Raw genomic sequence first — 18818 nt, forward strand, 5'->3', positions numbered from 1 at the left:
ACTTAGGAGAGACGTGAGCGGCAAGGGTGCACCGGAACTGTCCGTACGCAATGTCAGCGACCTCAGGGTCGCCGTCATCGCGGCGCAGTGGCACGAGAAGGTGATGGACGGTCTGGTCAACGGCGCCCTGCGCGCCCTGCACGACCTGGGGATCGACGAGCCGACCCTGATCCGGGTCCCCGGCAGCTTCGAGCTTCCGGTCGCCGCCAAGGTCCTCGCCGGGCGCGGCTACGACGCGGTGGTCGCTCTCGGTGTCGTCATCCGCGGTGGCACCCCCCACTTCGACTACGTGTGCCAGGGCGTCACCCAGGGCCTCACCCAGGTCTCGATCGAGACCGGCGTCCCCGTCGGCTTCGGCGTGCTCACCTGTGACACCGAGGAGCAGGCCCTGGACCGGGCCGGTCTGGAGGGCTCCAACGAGGACAAGGGACACGAGGCCGTGACGGCCGCGGTGGCGACGGCGGCCACGCTCCGCTCAGTATCTGAACCCTGGCACTGAGGTACCACCCGAAGCGCGTAGGGTGGGGCCCACCATGTCCAAGAAGACGTTCGAGCAGCTCTTCACCGAGCTGCAGCACAAGGCCGCCCACGGCGATCCCGCCACCTCCCGCACCGCAGAACTGGTCGGCAAGGGTGTCCATGCCATCGGCAAGAAGGTCGTCGAGGAGGCCGCCGAGGTCTGGATGGCCGCCGAGTACGAGGGCAAGGAGGCGGCCGCCGAGGAGATCTCGCAGCTGCTGTACCACGTCCAGGTGATGATGGTCGCCCGCGGGATCTCCCTGGACGACGTGTACGCCCACCTCTGAGCCGAACCGCACCACCCTCCCACAGAGATCGAACAAAGGAAGCCGACCTCATGCTGCGCATCGCCGTCCCCAACAAGGGTTCACTGTCCGGCCCTGCGGCGGAGATGCTGCATGAGGCCGGCTACCAGCAGCGCCGCGAGTCCAAAGAGCTGCGGATCGTGGACCCGGTGAACGAGGTCGAGTTCTTCTACCTCCGCCCGCGCGACATCGCCATCTACGTCTCCTCCGGCCGGCTCGACATCGGCATCACCGGCCGCGACCTCCTCGTCGACTCCGGAGCCGACGCCGAGGAGATCCTGCCGCTCGGCTTCGCCCGCTCCACCTTCCGCTTCGCCGCCAAGCCGGGCACCGCCGACTCCCTCGAGGACCTGAAGGGCAGGACGGTCGCCACCTCCTACGAGGGCATCGTCGCCGGGCACCTCGCCGACAGCGGCATCGACGCGTCCGTCGTCCACCTCGACGGCGCCGTCGAGACCGCGATCGAGCTGGGCGTCGCCGAGGTCATCGCCGACGTGGTCGAGACCGGCACCTCGCTGCGCAACGCGGGCCTCGAGGTCTTCGGCGAGCCGATCATGAAGTCCGAGGCCGTCGTCATCCGCCGCACCGGCGCCGACGCCGACGAGGCCGCGGAGACGAAGGTTCAGCAGTTCCTGCGCCGCCTCCAGGGCGTCCTGGTCGCCCGGACGTACGTGATGATGGACTACGACTGCCGGGTCGAGCAGCTGGAGAAGGCCGTCGCGCTGACCCCGGGCCTGGAGTCGCCGACCGTCTCCCCGCTGCACAACGAGGGCTGGGTCGCCGTCCGCGCCATGGTCCCCGCCAAGGAGGCGCAGCAGATCATGGACGACCTGTACGAGATCGGTGCCCGGGCCATCCTGACCACGGCGATCCACGCCTGCCGCCTCTGAGGGGCCGCACCGCCATGTCCGACCAGACCCCTGTGCCCAGCCTCCCGGTCACTTTCCGGCCGGGCCTCACCCGGGCGATCCTGCTCACCGCCGGCGTCGTGATCTTCCTGGTGATATCCGGGATCGCCCTGCTCCTGGAGCAGTTCGGCCCGGGGGACCGGCTCACCTTCGTGATCACCGGGGCGCTCATCTTCTGGGCGCTCGCGCAGCTCGCCCGGGTGAAGGTCGTCGCCGACGAGACCGGCGTCACCGTCGTGAACATCGTCACCAGGCGGCGCCTGGAGTGGGCGGAGATCCTCCAGGTGAACCTCCGTCCGGGCGACCCCTGGGTGTTTCTCAACCTCAGTGACGGCACCAGCCTGCCCGCGCTCGGCATCCAGCCGGGCATCGCCAAGCAGCGCGCCATAGCCGACGCACAGGCCCTCCGGGCGCTCGCCGAGGCCCGCTCGGCGGCCCGCATCGCACAAGATCAGGGCTGACTCGGGGCCGTCCACCCTGCCACAGCTGCCCCTGTCTTGATTAATCTGGTGGCGGAGGCGCGATTCACTGCGCCTCCGCCCCTGCGCTCCCCCCGGTGCACAGGGGCTCCTGCTACCCGAGGAGTGACCCTCTCCGGCGATGGACGGATCGTCCTGTAGTACCTGCGCCGCCCCCTCCCGACATAGCGCGGACCGCCTCCGCGCTGCCGCGGAGGCGGTGGCACCATGAACCTCTCTCTGCTGCTCCTCGGAGCCGCGTTCCTGCTGATTCTCGCCAACGGCTTCTTCGTCGCGGCGGAATTCGGCCTGGTGACGGTCGAGCGGCCGGACGCCGAGAAGGCGGCCGCCGAGGGCGACAAACGCGCGCCCAGGGTCGTCGAGTCGCTGAAGGAACTCTCCTTCCAGCTCTCCGGCACCCAGCTCGGCATCACCATCACCTCTCTCGTCGTCGGCATGCTCGCCGAACCGGCGCTCGCCGGGCTGCTGCGCGGCCCGTTCGGCGCGCTCGGCATCCCGGACGGCGCCGCCTCCGGTGTCGCCGTGGTCGTCGGCATGCTGCTCGCCTCCGCGATCCAGATGGTGATCGGCGAACTCGTGCCCAAGAACTGGGCGGTGTCCAGGCCCCTGCAGGTCGCCCGGTTCGTGGCCGGCCCGCAGCACCACTTCTCCCGCCTGTTCCGCCCGGTGATCGCCGCGCTCAACACGGTCGCCAACCGCCTGGTGCGTGCCCTCGGCGTCGAACCCGCCGAGGAACTGGCCTCCGCCCGCACCCCGGGTGAACTGGTCTCCCTCGCCCGGCACTCGGCCCGGGCCGGCGCCCTGGAGCAGGACACGGCCGACCTGTTCGTGCGCACCCTGTCCCTGGGCGACCTGACCGCGCAGCACGTCATGACCCCCCGCGTGAAGGTCAGCGCCCTCCAGGACTCGGCGACCGCCGAGGACGTGGTCAACCTCACCCGGGCCACCGGGCTGTCCCGCTTCCCCGTCTACCGGGAGAAGATCGACGAGATCGTCGGCATGGCCCACCTCAAGGACGCGCTGGCGATCCCCGCCTCCGACCGGCTGCGCACCCCGGTCGGCCGCATCGCCCGCAAGGCGCTGCTGGTCCCCGAGACCCTGCCGGTCCAGCCGCTCCTCGCCCGGCTGCGCAGCGAGCAGCCCATCGCGGTCGTCGTCGACGAGTACGGCGGTACGGCCGGTGTGGTCACACTGGAGGACATCGTCGAGGAACTCGTCGGCGAGGTCCGCGACGAGCACGACGGCCAGGACATGCCCGAGCTGGCCTCCGCCCCGCCGGAGGACGGCAGGCCCGCCTGGGACGTGGACGGCAGCTGCCGCGTGGACATCCTGCAGCGCATAGGCCTCGACGTGCCCGAGGGGCCGTACGAGACCGTCGCCGGCCTGGTCGCCGACCTGCTCGGCCGTATCCCGGCCCCCGGCGACCGCGCCGACCTGCCCGGCTGGCGGGTCTCCGTCCGCCAGGTCGGCCACTACCGCGCCGAACGGGTCCGCCTGGTCAGGACGGCCCCGGCGGCCGGCGTCATGGAGGCCGTCCGATGAGCGTCCTCCAGCTGGTCTTCGCCGCGCTGCTCGTGCTCGCCAACGGCTTCTTCGTCGGCGCCGAGTTCGCGCTCGTCTCCGTCCGCCGCAGCCAGATCGAACCGCTCGGCACCGCCCGGGCCCGCCAGGTGCTGTACGGCCTGGAGCGCCTGCCGCAGATGATGGCTGCCGCACAGTTCGGCATCACCGTCTGCTCCCTGACGCTCGGCGCGGTCGCCGAGCCGACCGTGGCCCATCTGCTGGAACCGGTGTTCGAGGCCGTCCATCTCCCGGACGGCATGATCCACCCGCTGGGCTATGTGATCGCCCTCGCCGGAGTGGTCTTCTTCCACCTGGTGATCGGCGAAATGGTCCCGAAGAACCTCGCGATGGCGGCGCCCGAGAAGGCGGCGCTGTGGCTCAGCCCCGGCCTGGTGTACTTCGCCCGGCTCTGCAGGCCGATCACCGTGGCCCTCGGCGCCTGCGCCCAGGGGATCCTGCGGCTCTTCCGCGTCGAGCCCCGGGACGAGGTCGAGGCGGTCGTCACCAGCGAACAGCTGAACCGGCTGCTGGAGGACTCCGGCCAGGCGGGCCTGCTCGACCCCGAGGAGCAGGAGCGGCTGGAGGACGCGCTGGAACTGGGCTCGCGCCCGGTGACGGACGTCCTGCTGCCGAGCGAGTCCCTGGTGACGGTGACTCCGTCGGTCACCCCGGGGGAGATCGTCCGGCTCACCGCCCGTACGGGCTACTCCCGCTTCCCGGTGACGGCGGGGACCGGCGCCTTCATGGGATATGTCCACGTCAAGGACGTCCTGGACCTGGAGGACTCCGAGCGTGCCGTCCCCCAGCGCGTCTGGCGTCCGATGACGACCCTGCGCGCGGAACTCCCGCTCGACGACGCCCTGACGGTCATGCGCCGAGCGGCCACCCACCTGGCCCAGGTCGCGGACGGCTCCGGCAAGGTGCTCGGTCTGGTGGCCCTGGAGGACGTACTCGAACTCCTGGTGGGCGAGGTACGGGATCCGGCGCACCGGGAGAGCGCGGAGCCAAGGCTCTCCGAGCCGAGAGCCAGCGGAGAACCGGAGGGGGCACTGGCGACGTAGGAGCGTCCCCGTCCGCGGGTGCGCGGGAGCTGGTCGCACGGTTCCCCGCGCCCCTGCGGGGCGCTCCTGGGGGCATCGCAAGCGCTGGGCGAGCCATGTCATCCGCGCCCGGCAGCAGCCCCGGGTACCTACGTCGCTGAGGGATCCTGCGGCCCCCGGCCCGACAGGACCTCCCCGTACGCCTGCATCAGGTCCGGCAGGCGCAGCGTGGCCAGGTCCTGCCGGGACAGTGCCCCGGGGTACGTCGACAGCCGCAGATCCCGGTACGCACAGCTCTTCTCGTACAGCGTCCGCAGGAACCGTCCGTTCCCCAGCTCGTCGATCCACCCCTGGTCCACCACGTGCCCGGCGATGGACCGCAGCTCCTCCAGCGCCTCGGGGTCCCACAGATCCCCGTTCTCCGCCGCCAGCACCTTGCCGATCTCCGTGAGTTCCAGCGGCCGGTAGGAGGGGAAGTCCACCCGCGTGGTGAACCGGGAGGAGAGCCCGGGGTTCGCGGCGAGCAGCCGGTCCATGCCCTCCGGGTAGCCGGCCAGGATCACCACCAGGTGGTCGCGGTTGTCCTCGGCCCGCTTCAGCAGCACCTGCAGCGCCTCGTCGCCGTACGCGTCCCCCTTGCCGTACCCGGAGTTGGACAGCGAGTACGCCTCGTCGACGAACAGCACCCCGCCGATCGCGGAGTCGATCAGCTCGTTGGCCTTCACGGCCGTCTGCCCCAGATACTCGCCGACCAGATCGGCCCGCTGGGCCTCCACGAGATGGTCGCCGCCGAGCAGCCCCAGCGCGTAGAAGACCCGGCCGAGGATCCGCGCGACCGTGGTCTTCCCGGTGCCCGAGGGACCGGAGAAGACGAAGTGCCGCTTGGGCGGCTGCACGGGCAGGCCCTGCCCGGCCCGCAGCCGGGCCATGTTCAGCTGCGCGGACAAGGCCTTGACCTGGCGTTTGACCGGCTCCAGCCCCACCATCCGCTCCAGCTCGGCGAGGGCCTCCTCGAGCAGTGCGGGATCGGTCGGGCCCGCCGGCAGGGGCGAGGAGGGCGACGGCACACCGCTCTTCACCCGGACGCCCGGATCGGAGACCGACGGGAGGGGCCCGGTCGGCAGATCGGGCTCCGGCAGCCGCAGGTCCCGTGCCTCCGTGCCGAAGAGCGGATCGAGCGTGTCCGGCCCGTCCACCGAGTCCTGCCCGGCACCCGTCAGGGTGATCGCGGCGAAGTCGGCCGGATCGTCGTACCCGTCGCCCTCGGCGATCGCGGCGAGCCGGGCCGAGGTGTCCATGAAGGCGGGATCCACCCGGTGCACGGCCCGGTACAGCGGCAGCGCGGCGGCACTGCGCCCCGTGCCCTCGTGCGCCCGTGCGAGCCAGTACCGCAGTTCCTTGCGCTGCGGCTGCTCGCTGCGGCAGCGCATCAGGGCCGCCGACAGCAGCGGCTCGGCCTGCCCGTACATCTCCAGCCGTACCCGGGCCATGCCGCCGAACAGGCCTGCCTCGATGCCGAGCATGGCGTCGTCGAGGAGCGGGTCGGTGTGCCTGACCAGCTGGTCCCAGTCCTTGACCAGATAGGCACGGCAGGCGTGCAGGAAGCGCACCTGCGGGTCGGTGTCCACCGGCGGCAGCCCGGCCAGGGCCCGGTCCAGCTCCGGTACGTGCCGGCCGTCCAGCCAGTGGGAGGCATGGGCGAGCAGCAGGTCGCGCGGGCTCTCCAGGACCGGCTGCACCCACCAGCCCAGCCAGTACCAGGAGTTGAGGGTCCGGCGGTGCCGGGCGCGCTGCTCCCCGAAGCGGTCCCGGTGCCGGAACATCCGCAGCAGCGCGGTCGTCGTGTCGACCCGTAACGCGTGCAGCCCGAGCCAGGCGTCCGCCATGCCCGGATCCATCCGCACCGCGGCGCGGAACTCCTCCTCCGCCTGCGGATAGGCACCCATCGTGTAGGCGTCCACACCCCGCAACCAGGCGAGGTCGGCCGGGGCCTCGGGGCCCTGCGTGCCGAAGTCCATCACGTCCCCCACAAACCGTGCCCCCGTCGGTTCACCACCGGGCAGGTGCCCGACGGCCGCCGCGGCCGAACCGGCTTGCCGCGGACCGGAGTTGCAGGTGCGCGAGGCAGTTGCTCGAAGGTCGCACCGAGGGCATCGTACCCGTGGGACGACCGCGTGCCGAAGGGTGTCGCACGGGCCCTTTGACGAGGTGGGAGCAGACGGGGCGCACAGCCGGTGGTGACCGAGGGTGAGCGGATCGGTGCGCCGGGCGCCCGGAAAACGGACTGAGGGCAGAACGAAGCCCCCGATCACGGGGGAACAACCGGGGGCTTCGCGTCTTCGGGCGGCTCTTCATGGCCGCACATTCAGAACGTAAGACCTGTACGGCCCCCGGGTCAAGCAGCCTCGAGGCACTCAAGAAAGTTCCCCCGCAAGGGTCTTCACACGTTCACCACACTGAGGACGGTCCATCACGGTGGGTGACGTCATGGTCCGGTCCAACGGTCGTCGCGGGCCCCGGCAGCACCTCGTACCCCTCCCGCGTCTGGAGCACCAGGAGATCGGCATGGGGGCGCGAAGGGTCGGCGGCGAAGTGCGCGTGCTCCGCCGCGACCCATCCGGCCCAGAACTCCCGCTGCTCCGCGCCGTCCCGCTGCCGTCCGCGCGCCCAGGACTCCTCGTGGGGCAGCTCCATCCACAGCAGCCGCGCCAGGAACGGGCGCAGCGCCCGCCGTCCGGCGCCGACCCCTTCGATCACGACCACGGGGCCGGGCGGCAGCGGGCGCGGCGCGCCGAACGCGCGGGCCGTCCAGTCGTAGGGGGTGTAGTGCGCGGTCTCGCCGCGGGAGAGCGGGCCGATCACCTGGGCCAGGAGCCGCTCCGTCCAGTCGAAGAGCTGCTCGTGGCTGGCGATGTCGTCGAGGTGCAGCACCGGCGCCCCGTCCAGCGCGGCGGCCAGGCGCCCGGCGAAGGTGGACTTTCCGGAGCCGGCGTGCCCGTCGACACCGATGAGCCGGACCGGTCCCAGGGAGGGGGGAAGCCGGCGCAGCCGGGCGGCGAGGTCGTGAATGGCGATTCCTGAGGTGTGGTGCGGTGTGGGGTGTTTTTCGGAAACAGTCTAGTAGCGGCACATAGTGACGGAACCGGCGGGCCGGGAAACGTCCCCCCTTGAACCACTGGCTGACCGCCGGTCAATCTAACGGATTAACTTGCCAAATCGGTTGACCGATATGTGCAGCTCGGCGTTCCCGGCGCGCCGACTGCTGAGTAAGGTGCCTCCTGCGCAACAGCGCTGCGTCAAACGGGGACGGACAGGGGAACATGGCCGCGGAGTTATTCGAAGGGCACTATGTATGGCACCCGGCGGCCGACGACCGTGTCCTGGCGGGTGTATGCGTCGATGTGCGCGCCGGGCGTTATCTCAGCGCCTGCGAAGTCCTCGCCGAGACCCGATCCGACTTCGCCCTGCGCGCCCACCGCTCGCTCGTGCTGGCCTCCGAGGCGGCCGGCACGGACCTGGTCGAGCGCTGGCTGGCCGAGGAGCCGACCCCCGAGGCGACGCTGATGTGGGCCCGGGTGGCGGTGCAGCGGGCGGTGCGCGCCGCCGATGCGAACGACGAGCGCGCCGAGGCGCTGGAGCGGATAGCGCTGGCGGCCTGCGACCGGGCCGCCGTCATGGCCCCCGACGACCCCACCCCCTGGGTCGCGAAGCTCGCCATGGCCCGGCTGCACCGGCTGCGTGACCCCGCCCCGCAGGGGCTGCTCACCGCGCCGCCCGGCCCCTGGCGGTTGTTCGCACATGTCCTGTCCCTGGACCCGTGGCACCGCGAAGGCCACCACCGCTTCCTGTCGTGCTTCTTCGCACGTCACGGCGGCTCGGTCAACGCCGCCTGGGACGTGGCCGCCTTCCTCAGTCAGCGGGCTCCTGTCGACTCCGCCCTCAGGCTGTTGCCGCTGGTGGCCCTCGTGGAGAGCTACAACCCCACCCAACTGCTCGCCGACCGCGTCTGGGAACAGCCTCAATGGCGCTCCACCGCACTGGCGATCTACCAGAACTGGCTGCCCACGGCGGCCGGCTACCGCTTCACCCCGGTGCTCGACCTGGCCTACCTCGCACACGCACTGGTCATGGGCCAGCGCGAGTTCGAGGCCCGGGCGGTGTTCGCGGCGATGGGCCCGTACGCCTCGCGCATGCCCTGGAGTGCCTTCGGCGACCCCGCCGAGCAGCTCTCCCGGGCCCGGCGCGCCTGCGGCCTGCCCGTCCCGGGACCCGCCTGACCCCCCGTACCTGCTCTGCCCCCACCAAGAGAAAGGTCGACCTGTGTCGGAACGGATACCGGCTCCACGGGCGAAAGCCCGCGGGGGAGAAGACCCGATCGCACTGGACGATGACGCGACCCTGCATGCAATGGGTTATCCGCGGAAACTTACCCGACGCTTCCAGGCGTTCGACAATTTCGCGATCTCCTTCACCATCATCAATATCCTCTCGGGTATTTTCTCGTCGTTCGGATTCGGCATGAACGCGGGCGGCCCCCGTATTCTCGTGTTCGGCTGGATCGGCGTCTCCGTCATGGTGCTTTTCATCGCCGCCGCCATGGCGGAAGTCGCCTCCGCCTATCCGACGAGCGGTGCGCTGTATTTCTCCGCCGGTAAACTCGCCAAACGGCACAAGGGCGCCTGGTCGTGGTTCACGGGCTGGCTGAACTTCGTGGGACAGATCGGCGGCACCGCGGCCACCGGCTACGCAGCCGCGACCTTCATCCAGGCGTTCGTCCAGCTGCAGTGGACCTCGTACCGGCCCACCGCCCACCAGACGGTCCTGATCACGGCTCTGATCATCGTGCTGCAGGGCCTGGCCAACACCTACACCGTCCAACTGGTCGCCCTGCTGAACCGGATTTCCGTGTGGTGGCTGCTGATCGGACTCGTGGTGATCGTGGGCGCACTCATAGTGATGCCCGATCATCATCAGTCGGCGTCCTTCGTGACGCATTTCGAGAACAACACCGGCTTCACGAGCGGGCTTTACGGCGGCATGCTGGGCCTGCTGGTCACCAGCTGGACCTTCACCGGGTTCGACGGCAGCTTCCACATGTCCGAGGAAACGGTCCGCGCGACGGTCAACGCCCCGAAGGGGATCACCCGTGCCGTCGGCTATTCGGCGATCACCGGCCTGATCCTGATGCTTGCATTGGTCTACAGCATTAGCGACTACCGCAAGGTGGTCGGCTCGCCCGTCGGGCCGCCCGTCCAGATTCTCATCGACGGCCTCGGCCTCGGCGTCGCCAAGGTGATGCTGCTCATCGTGATCGGCGCGATGCTCTTCTGCGGTCTCGCCAACCTCACCAGCAACACCCGGCAGATCTTCGCCTTCTCCCGGGACGGCGCCATGCCCGGGTCCCGCTGGTGGCACTCGGTCTCGCTGCGCACCCGCACCCCGGTCAAGGCGGTGTGGCTCGCGGTGATCTGCTCGCTCGCCCTGGTGCTGCCGGGCTGGTGGTCGCACACGGCGTTCACCGCCATCGTCAGCGTCAACGTGGTCGGGCTCTTCCTCGCCTACGCCGTGCCGATCTTCCTGCGGCTGCGGCTCGGCGCCGAGTTCCAGGCCGGGCCCTGGCACCTGGGCCGCTGGGGCAGGCCGGTCGGCTGGCTCGCGGTCATCTGGATCCTGCTCAGCAGCGTCCTGTTCATGCTGCCGCAGGCCTCGCCGATCACCGTCGACTCCTTCAACTACGCGCCGATCGCGCTGGCCGCCGTCCTGCTCGTGGCCACGGTCTGGTGGTTCGCCACCGCCCGCCGCCGCTTCCAGGGCCCGGTCAGCTACGGCCGGCCCGACGAGGTCGCCGCGATGGACCTCATCTGACCGCACCCGCCGCCACGGCCCCGGCGCAGGGCACCAGGCCCCGCGCCGGGGCCGCGACGCGCCGGTGCCCGGGCCGCGACGCGCCGGTGCCCGGGCCGCGACGCGCCGGTGCCGGGGCCGTGACGCGCCCGCGCCGGAGCCGTGACGCGCCCGCGCCGGAGCCGTGAGGCACCGGTCGGCGCCGCTTTCAGAGGATCAGACCAATATTCGTGTCGCGGCATGCGTGGAAGTGCTGGCAGGGGCATGCCGTCTGCTTCATAGTTGGCGCACGACCGTGCACCGGACCAGCCACGACCCGGACACCTGGGGGTATCCGCGCCCATGAGCAGAGCCCAGCAGCCGTCCCGCAGAACCGTCCTCGCCGCCGCCGTGGCCGCGGCGGTCTCCTCGGGAGCCGTACCCGCGGCCGCCGCCACCGCACCGGCTCCCGCCACCGACGCCGACGACCCCGGCCGGGCCGCGGCCCGCCCCATCGACTACCACGCCTGGACGACGCACCACGACTGGCGCAGCGGCACCACCCAGGGCGTCCGCGCCGTCCCCGGTCACCGCCCCGGCGTCGTGATCGGCACTCCCGCGGGCCGCACCGACTACACCGATCCGCACACCGGCACCACCGCCACCTGGGAGTACGCCACCTGGACCGGCCCGGTCCACCGGCTCGCCGTGCCCGCCACCGAGGTCGTCGCCTCCTGGAACGCGGACACCCCGGCCGGCACCTGGCTGCAGGCCGAGCTGCAGGGCACCTACTCCGACGGCACCGCCACCCCCTGGTACGTCATGGGCCGCTGGGCGGCCGGGGACCAGGACATCAAGCGGACCTCGGTGGACGGCCAGAAGGACGGCAGGAGCACCGTCTGGACCGACACCTTCGCCATCGACGACGCGAGCACCGGCCTGCGCCTGGCCTCCTACCGGCTGCGTCTCACCCTCTACCGCAGGCCGGGCACCCGTCTCACCCCGACCGTGTGGCGGCTCGGCGCCATGGGCTCCGACATCCCCGACCGCTTCACCGTCCCGGCCTCGAGCCCCGGCCTCGCCCAGGAGCTGAGCGTCCCGCGCTACTCGCAGGAGATCCACAAGGGCCAGTACCCGGAGTACGACAACGGTGGAGAGGCCTGGTGCAGCCCCACCTCCTCGCAGATGATCGTCGAGTACTGGGGCGGCCGGCTCACCCCGGAGCAGCTCTCCTGGGTCGACCCCTCCTATGCCGACCCGCAGGTCGACCACGCGGCCCGCTTCACCTACGACTACCAGTACGAGGGCTGCGGCAACTGGCCGTTCAACGCCGCCTACGCGGCCACCTTCCACGGCCTGCAGGGCGTGGTCACGAGGCTGGCCTCGCTCGCCGACCTGGAGACCCTGGTCGCCGCGGGCATCCCGGCCATAACGTCCCAGTCCTTCCTCAAGACCGAGCTGACCGGCGCCGGGTACGGCACCTCGGGGCACCTGATGACCGTGATCGGCTTCACCGCGGACGGCGACGTGATCGCGGGCGACCCGGCCTCGGCGGACGACTCGGCGGTGCGGCGGGTGTACCTGCGGCGGGAGTTCGAGAACATCTGGCTGCGGACCAAGCGGTACAACGCCTCCGGCAACGTCGTCTCCGGCACCGGCGGGGTCTGCTACCTCTACTTCCCGGCCCACCCGACCCAGCGTCAGCGCAAGGCGCTCGCGGCGGTGGGGGTGCGCTGACCCGACCTGTGTGAGCAACGTCTCTGCCGCAAACGCCGTCGCGGGTGGCAAGGTGGACAAATGGGTGGGGGATTCCACTCCGTACGTCCGACCTCTGCGAGAAACCATGACCGCACACCCGGCCACCGCCACCCGCGTCCGCACCGGCGGCCCCCAGGAAGACGGCCCGAAGATCCTGGAGCACGTCCTGGGCTGGGTGCTCGTCGTGGTCGTCGCGATGCTCGTGACCCGGCTGGGGCTGCTCTGACCCGGCCGACGCTGCTCTGACCCGGCGGCCGCGTACGCGGCGGGCCGCCGGCGCCTCACCCGACCGGCCCTGGTTGTTCTGACATACTGCGGAGGTCCCACCGACCTCCTAGACCAGGGTCGAATTTGAATATGCGTCAACAGCGTGCCGCCGTCCGTCCCCAGATGCGCGGCACCGACCGCTCCGTGGCGCGCCGTGCCGAACTCATCGCCATCGGGCGGAAGTTGTTCGCCGACACGTCCTACGACGCGTTGTCCATGGACGACATCGCCCGGCAGGCGCATGTCGCCAAGGGGCTGATCTACTACTACTTCCAGTCCAAGCGCGGCTACTACCTGGCGATCATCCAGGACTCCGTCGCCGATCTGGTCACCTTCGCCGCGAGCGGCCTCGAACTGCCCGCCGTGGACCGCGTCCACCGCACCATCGACAGCTACCTGCGCTTCGCCGAGCACCACCAGGCCGCCTACCGCACCATCGTCAGCGGCGGGGTCGGCTTCGACGCCGAGGTCCATGCCATACGGGGCGGGGTGCGGGAGGCGATCATCGCCACCATCGCCGAAGGGGCCTACGGCCGCAGCGACATCGCCCCGCTGGCCCGCATGGGTCTGCTCTCCTGGGTGTGCAGCGTCGAGGGAGCCACCCTCGACTGGATCGACCACCCCGGAATCTCCCGCGACACCATGCGCGACCTGCTCGTGAAGACCCTCGGCGGAGCCCTGCGCGCCGTCGAGGAACTGGAGCCGTCCTACGCGGCCCCGCCGCCGGCCCGCCGCGACGGCTGACGGCAGGGACGACAGGGACGGCTGACGGCAGGGACGGCAGGGAGCGGAGGCTCGTGGTCCCCCGCTCCCGCCCCCGTGTGCGGGGCTAGTTGATCGCCTTGATCAGCTCACCGTTCGCGGTGTCGCCGCTCAGCTCCCAGAAGAAGGTGCCGCCGAGGCCCTGCTGGTTCTTGTACGTCATCTTCGTGGCGATGGTCGCCGGGGTGTCGTAACTCCACCAGTTGTTCCCGCACTTGGCGTAGGCGGTGCCGCCCACCGTGCCGGTCGCCGGGCACTTCGTCCTGAGCACCTTGTAGTCGTCGATGCCCTGCTCGTACGTCCCCGCTGCCGGACCGGTCGCCGTGCCGCCCGGCGCCGCCTGGGTGACGCCGGTCCAGCCGCGCCCGTAGAAGCCGATGCCGAGCAGCAGCTTGGTGGCCGGGATGCCGAGGCCCTTGAGCTTGGCGACGGTCGCCGAGGTGTTGAAGCCCGCCTTCGGGATGCCGGAGTAGGAGGTCAGCGGGGAGTGCGGCGCGGTGGGGCCGGCCGCGTCCCAGGCGCCGAAGTAGTCGTAGGTCATCGGGTTGTACCAGTCGACGTACTGGGCCGCGCCCGCGTAGTCCGCCGCATCGATCCTGCCGCCGCCGGAGGCGTCCGCGGTGATCGCCGCGGTCACCAGGCTGCCGGAGCCGAACTTCGACCGCAGGGCGGCCATGACGTTCTTGAAGGCCTCCCGGCCGCTGGTGTCGCAGCTGTTGCCGCAGGCGTTCGGGTACTCCCAGTCGATGTCGATGCCGTCGAAGACGCCCGCCCACTTGGAGTTCTTCACCAGGTCGTAGCAGGACTGCGCGAAGGCGGCCGGGTTCTTCGCGGCCTCGCCGAAGCCGCCGGACCAGGTCCAGCCCCCGAAGGACCACAGGATCTTCAGGCCCGGGTGCTTCTTCTTCAGCTTCAGCAGCTGGTTGAAGTTGCCGCGCAGCGGCTGGTCCCAGGTGTCGGCGACGCCGTCGACGGACTCGGCCGCGGTGTAGGCGCGGTCGGTGGCCGCGTAGGAGTCGCCCATGGCGCACTTGCCGCCGGTGACGTTGCCGAACGCGTAATTGATGTGCGTCAGCCTGGCCGCGGAGCCCGAGGTCTCGACGTTCTTGACGTAGTACTTGCGGTCGTAGGTGCCCCATTCGGTGAAGTAGCCGACGACCTTCGAGCCGGCCCTGGTCTGCGGGGCCGCGGGGGAGGCGGCGGTCGCGGGGGAGGCGGCGGTCGCGGTGCCCGCGCCGGCCAGCAGCCCGGCGCCCAGGGCGGCGGAACAGGCGGCGGCGAGGAGCGCCCGGAACCGGGCGCGGGGACGGTGGGGAGTGTGCATCCGGTGTCTCCTCGTGGGGGAGAGGGGAACGCGCGCCGATTGGCATGAACGCGGTAAAGCGTTGGTCATGCACAGTAGGAGGACTAGACCACTGCGTCAATGGTTCGGACCAATTTCCGGAGTGCGGGGAGTTCCGGCCGGAATCTTGAAGTAAGCGGTCGTTAACTGGTGACGAGAGGTCGCTGATCGGGCATACTCACGGCACAGAGCCGCTGGTCAGCAGCTTCCGAGACCCGGGGGTGGATCTTCGGCCGAATCGGAACGATCAGACGGGGCCGCCCCCACCCCAAGGGCCGGACCGCCAGTGCCCGACAGGGAGGAGACCGACGTCATGTCCGAGCGCGACCCGCAGCCGGTGGAGCGTCAACTGCCGACGGAAGAGTCGAGGGATCTGCTCGCGCTCGTCCGGGAGATCGCCCGGCGCGAGATCGCGCCGAGGGCGGCCGAGGAGGAGGACGCCGGGCGCTTCCCGCGTGAGGTCTTCACCCTGTTGTCCGAAGCGGGCCTGCTCGGCCTGCCGTACGACTCGGAGTACGGCGGCGGCGACCAGCCGTACGAGGTCTACCTCCAGGTCCTGGAGGAGCTGGCAGCGGCCCGCCTCACCGTCGGCCTCGGCGTCAGCGTGCACACGCTCGCCTCCTACGCTCTTGCCGCCCACGGCACCAAGCAGCAGCAGGTCGAGCACCTGCCCGCGATGCTCGGCGGCGGCCTGCTCGGCGCCTACTGCCTGTCCGAGCCGTCCTCCGGCTCGGATGCGGCCTCGCTGCGCACCAAGGCCGTACGCGACGGCGAGGGCTGGGTGATCACCGGCACCAAGGCCTGGATCACGCACGGCGGCATCGCCGACTTCTACACCGTGATGGCCCGCACCGGCGAGGACGGCCCGCGCGGGATCTCCGCCTTCCTGGTGCCGGGCGACGCCGAGGGGCTGAGCGGCGCGGCGCCCGAGAAGAAGATGGGCATGAAGGGCAGCCCGACCGCCCAGGTCCACTTCGACGGCGTGCGCGTGGGCGACGACCGCCGCGTGGGCGAGGAGGGCCAGGGCTTCTCGATCGCCCTGTCCGCGCTCGACTCGGGGCGGCTGGGCATCGCCGCCTGCGCCATAGGCCTGGCCCAGGCGGCGCTGGACGAGGCGGTCGGCTATGCCACGGATCGCCGCCAGTTCGGCCGCCCCATCGCCGACTTCCAGGGCCTGCGCTTCATGATCGCCGACATGGCGACGCAGATCGAGGCGGGCCGGGCGCTCTACCTCGCGGCCGCCCGGCTGCGGGATGCGGGCAAGCCGTTCTCCAAGCAGGCCGCCATGGCCAAGCTGCACTGCACCGACACGGCCATGAGGGTCACCACGGACGCCGTGCAGATACTCGGCGGATACGGCTACACCGCCGACTTCCCGGCCGAGCGCTACATGCGCGAGGCCAAGGTGCTGCAGATCGTCGAGGGCACCAACCAGATCCAGCGGATGGTCATCGCCCGTCACGTGGCAGGACCGGAGGGTCGCTGAACTGCCCCCTGAGGACCGTCGGGGCCGCCAGCCTGATCCATTCCGGGTCGTGGCGGCCCGGCAGGGTGCGTCCCCGGTCGGCCCAGGTGCGCATCAGGTCGCGGTAGATGGGCGGGTCCTGCGGCGCCGGCGGCGGAACCGATTCTGCCGGACGGGGCACGAAGATGCGGCGTTGACGCCCGGTCGCCGCGTACGTGGGGGTCATACCCGGACAACGCGGAAGGTGCCGGGCAGGTCACCCGTCCCCGGAATCGAGCGTGAGTTCACCGGCGTCCGGTTCCCGCTCTGGCCTCCTCCGGCTGTCTGACGTACCGTCAGCGGACTGTCCTCCAGGGGGTGTCCGTGGCCGACGACCGTCCCGTACCGCTCGACGAGTACCCCGTGCACCAGGTGCCGCTGTCCATGAAGCACGTGGCGACCGGGGACCGCAACGCCTACGACCGCTGCATCTTCCACGTCCTCGACCACTCCGGCCGCGCCCTGCTCATCCTGGGCCTCGGGGTCTACCCCAACCTGGGCGTGATCGACTCCTACGCGACCCTGCGCACCGGGGACACCCTGCACGCCGTGCGGGCCTCGGACGCCCTCGGCGAGGACCGGATGCGGCTGGAGGTCGGCCCACTGCGCATCGAGGTCCAGGAGCCGCTGCGCCGGCTGCGACTGGTCTGCGAGGACGAGCTGTCGTACGACCTCACGTGGACCGCCGCCTTCCCGGCCCTGTGGGAGCCCCACCACCTCCAGCACCGGGGCACAAGGCTCACCCTGGAGGGGCGCCGGTACGTCCAGGCGGGCACGGTGCAGGGGGTGGTCCGGGCGGGCGGCACGGAGTTCGACGTCTGCCCGGAGCACTGGACGGGCACCCGGGACCGCAGCTGGGGCGTGCGGCCGGTTCCGGGCGAGGACGGCGGCCGGCTCGCCGCGGAGCACCCGGCCGAGGGCTTCCACTGGATCTGGTGCCCGGTCCGCTTCGAGGACCGCTTCCTGATGGTCATCACCCAGGAGGACGCCGACGGCCACCGCTCCCTGAACGACGCCACCCTGGTCCGCCCCGGCCTGCGTGACCTCCAGCTGGGCTGGCCAAAGGCCGAGATCACCTACCGCTCCGGCACCCGCCATCCGCAGCGCGCCGTCATCCACCTGGGTGACCCGCGCAAACCCATGGAGCTGGAGGCCGAGATCCTGGCCTCCTCGCCGCTCGCGATCGGCGCCGGCTATCCGCCGGCCGACGACTGGCAGCACGGGACGTGGCAGGGCCGGGGGTGGGTGGACCGCCGCACCTACGACATGGCGTCGCCGCACCCCCTGGCCGCCTACGGCGTCACCGACCACGCCGCCCGCTTCCGGCTCGACGGACAGACCGGCTACGGCATCTTCGAGCACGGCTCCTTCGGCCGGCACGACCCGAGCGGCTTCACCGGCTTCGACTCGGTCGCCCCCTGAGGAGGACGAGATGGCCACGGCACCGCGTCCCCGCACCAGCACCCGCGACCCCGGGGAACTCGCCCGGCGCGTCACCGCCTGGCTCGGCACCAGGCTGCCCGGCGCCAAGGCCGCCGGTGTCACCGTCCCGGCCTCCAACGGCATGTCCAGCGAAACCCTGCTGTTCGACATCGAGCACCCCGAACCGCCGGTGCGTTCCTGCGCGTTGCGCCTCGCGGCGGACCCGGCGGCGTACACCGTCTTCCCCGAGTACGACATGGCCCGCCAGTACCGCACCCTGCGGCTCGTGGCCGACCGCACCGACCTTCCGGTGCCCCGGGTGCTGTGGCTGGAGGAGGACCCGGGACCGCTCGGGGCGCCGTTCTTCGTCATGGAGAGGGTCGCCGGGCGCGTGCCTCCCGACGTCATGCCGTACACCTACGAGGGCAGTTGGCTGCACGCGGCGAGCGACGCCGAGCGTGAGCGCCTGGAAGCCGCCACGGTCGCCCTGCTCGCCCGGCTGCACGATCAGGTCCCGCCGCGCGAGGCCGAGTTCCTGGCTCTGCCGGGCGAAGGGGACGCCCTGCGCCGCCATGTGACGGCCCAACGGGCCTACTACCACTGGGTGGTCGACGGACTCGCCCGCTCACCGCTGATCGAGACCGCGTTCGACCGCCTGGAGCAGCTGTGGCCGCGCGAGCCCGGCCCGCCCGTCCTCAACTGGGGTGACGCGCGCATCGGGAACGTCGTCTACGACGGCTTCGACCCCGTCGCCGTCCTCGACTGGGAGATGGCCGCCCCGGCCCCGCGCGAGGTGGACCTCGGCTGGACCGTCTACCTGCACCGCTTCTTCCACGACCTCACGGTCGCCTCCGGACAGCGCGGACTGCCGGACTTCCTGCGCCGCGACCGCGTCGAGGCCCGCTACGCACGCCTGACCGGGCACACCCCGCAGGACATGGACTTCTACACCCTGTACGCCGCTCTGCGGCACGCGATCGTCATGCTGCGCATCGCCTACCGGCAGGCGTACTTCGGCGAGGTCGCCCTGCCGGCGGATCCGGACGCACTGATCCTGCACCACGACAGTCTGCGCGCCATGGTGCAGGGCAGCTACTGGGGCTGAGGCGGGCCGGTCCGCAGGGAC

Annotated in this window: 17 protein-coding genes; 14 read left to right on the forward strand and 3 right to left on the reverse strand. The window is 71.2% G+C overall.

Annotation, left to right across the window (positions count from 1 at the left end):
- Nucleotides 1–13: 13 nt before the first annotated feature.
- The 6 genes from ribH to AB0H32_RS16930 all read left to right on the forward strand — a co-directional run bounded on the left by ribH (nucleotide 14) and on the right by AB0H32_RS16930 (nucleotide 4835).
- Entirely contained in the window at nucleotides 14–499 is a 486-nt protein-coding gene (gene ribH, locus AB0H32_RS16905) for a 6,7-dimethyl-8-ribityllumazine synthase (RefSeq protein WP_201843578.1), read from the forward strand.
- A gap of 34 nt (nucleotides 500–533) precedes the next feature.
- Nucleotides 534–806, forward strand: a complete 273-nt coding sequence (locus AB0H32_RS16910; RefSeq protein WP_059248197.1) for a phosphoribosyl-ATP diphosphatase — start codon at nucleotides 534–536, stop codon at nucleotides 804–806.
- A 50-nt stretch (nucleotides 807–856) separates the two neighbouring features.
- Nucleotides 857–1714 carry an ATP phosphoribosyltransferase gene (gene hisG / locus AB0H32_RS16915; RefSeq protein ID WP_361120310.1) on the forward strand — a complete coding sequence of 286 codons (858 nt, stop codon included), beginning with the start codon at nucleotides 857–859 and terminating at the stop codon, nucleotides 1712–1714.
- Nucleotides 1715–1728: 14 nt separating this feature from the next.
- Nucleotides 1729–2193 carry a PH domain-containing protein gene (locus AB0H32_RS16920; RefSeq protein WP_361120313.1) on the forward strand — a complete coding sequence of 155 codons (465 nt, stop codon included), beginning with the start codon at nucleotides 1729–1731 and terminating at the stop codon, nucleotides 2191–2193.
- 225 nt (nucleotides 2194–2418) lie between these two features.
- Nucleotides 2419–3753: a hemolysin family protein gene (locus AB0H32_RS16925; protein WP_361120316.1), complete on the forward strand. Its 1335-nt coding sequence runs from the start codon at nucleotides 2419–2421 to the stop codon at nucleotides 3751–3753.
- Complete coding sequence (locus tag AB0H32_RS16930) at nucleotides 3750–4835, forward strand: hemolysin family protein (protein ID WP_361120319.1); 1086 nt, start codon at nucleotides 3750–3752, stop codon at nucleotides 4833–4835. The genes AB0H32_RS16925 and AB0H32_RS16930 overlap by 4 nt, the downstream gene beginning before the upstream one ends.
- Nucleotides 4836–4963: 128 nt before the next feature.
- Here AB0H32_RS16930 and AB0H32_RS16935 read toward each other — a convergent pair whose 3' ends face one another.
- Both AB0H32_RS16935 and AB0H32_RS16940 read right to left on the reverse strand, forming a co-directional pair.
- Nucleotides 4964–6832: an AAA family ATPase gene (locus AB0H32_RS16935; protein ID WP_361120322.1), complete on the reverse strand. Its 1869-nt coding sequence runs from the start codon at nucleotides 6830–6832 to the stop codon at nucleotides 4964–4966.
- A 430-nt stretch (nucleotides 6833–7262) separates the two neighbouring features.
- Nucleotides 7263–7883, reverse strand: coding sequence for a hypothetical protein (locus AB0H32_RS16940; RefSeq protein WP_361120415.1), 621 nt, complete (start codon nucleotides 7881–7883; stop codon nucleotides 7263–7265).
- A 251-nt stretch (nucleotides 7884–8134) separates the two neighbouring features.
- On the opposite strand from AB0H32_RS16940, the gene AB0H32_RS16945 reads away from it, so the two are divergent.
- The 5 genes from AB0H32_RS16945 (at nucleotide 8135) to AB0H32_RS16965 (ending at nucleotide 13406) form a co-directional block, all read left to right on the forward strand.
- Entirely contained in the window at nucleotides 8135–9091 is a 957-nt protein-coding gene (locus AB0H32_RS16945) for a hypothetical protein (RefSeq protein ID WP_361120325.1), read from the forward strand.
- Between the two features lie 43 nt (nucleotides 9092–9134).
- Nucleotides 9135–10679 (forward strand): amino acid permease, encoded by a 1545-nt coding sequence (locus AB0H32_RS16950; RefSeq protein WP_361120328.1) that lies wholly within the window; start codon nucleotides 9135–9137, stop codon nucleotides 10677–10679.
- A gap of 321 nt (nucleotides 10680–11000) precedes the next feature.
- Nucleotides 11001–12374, forward strand: a complete 1374-nt coding sequence (locus AB0H32_RS16955; RefSeq protein WP_361120331.1) for a peptidase C39 family protein — start codon at nucleotides 11001–11003, stop codon at nucleotides 12372–12374.
- A gap of 106 nt (nucleotides 12375–12480) precedes the next feature.
- A complete protein-coding gene (locus AB0H32_RS16960; RefSeq protein ID WP_361120333.1) occupies nucleotides 12481–12621 on the forward strand; it encodes an SCO1431 family membrane protein in 141 nt (46 codons plus the stop codon).
- A gap of 125 nt (nucleotides 12622–12746) precedes the next feature.
- Nucleotides 12747–13406 carry a TetR/AcrR family transcriptional regulator gene (locus tag AB0H32_RS16965; protein WP_361120336.1) on the forward strand — a complete coding sequence of 220 codons (660 nt, stop codon included), beginning with the start codon at nucleotides 12747–12749 and terminating at the stop codon, nucleotides 13404–13406.
- 85 nt (nucleotides 13407–13491) lie between these two features.
- Here the strand turns inward: AB0H32_RS16965 and AB0H32_RS16970 are convergent, their stop codons facing one another.
- The gene (locus tag AB0H32_RS16970; RefSeq protein ID WP_361120339.1) at nucleotides 13492–14748 is read right to left on the reverse strand and encodes a glycoside hydrolase family 18 protein; all 1257 of its coding nucleotides are present in this window, start codon (nucleotides 14746–14748) and stop codon (nucleotides 13492–13494) included.
- Between the two features lie 331 nt (nucleotides 14749–15079).
- Here AB0H32_RS16970 and AB0H32_RS16975 point away from each other — a divergent pair, with 331 nt between their 5' ends.
- From AB0H32_RS16975 to AB0H32_RS16985, 3 genes are all read left to right on the forward strand, one after another.
- A complete protein-coding gene (locus tag AB0H32_RS16975; protein WP_361120342.1) occupies nucleotides 15080–16252 on the forward strand; it encodes an acyl-CoA dehydrogenase in 1173 nt (390 codons plus the stop codon).
- Between the two features lie 342 nt (nucleotides 16253–16594).
- Entirely contained in the window at nucleotides 16595–17692 is a 1098-nt protein-coding gene (locus tag AB0H32_RS16980; RefSeq protein ID WP_361120345.1) for a hypothetical protein, read from the forward strand.
- Nucleotides 17693–17702: 10 nt separating this feature from the next.
- Nucleotides 17703–18797 (forward strand): phosphotransferase family protein, encoded by a 1095-nt coding sequence (locus AB0H32_RS16985; protein WP_361120348.1) that lies wholly within the window; start codon nucleotides 17703–17705, stop codon nucleotides 18795–18797.
- The last annotated feature ends 21 nt before the right edge of the window (nucleotides 18798–18818 follow it).

Source organism: Streptomyces sp. NPDC020362 (assembly GCF_040642095.1).
In the GTDB taxonomy this organism is placed as follows: Bacteria; Actinomycetota; Actinomycetes; order Streptomycetales; family Streptomycetaceae; genus Streptomyces.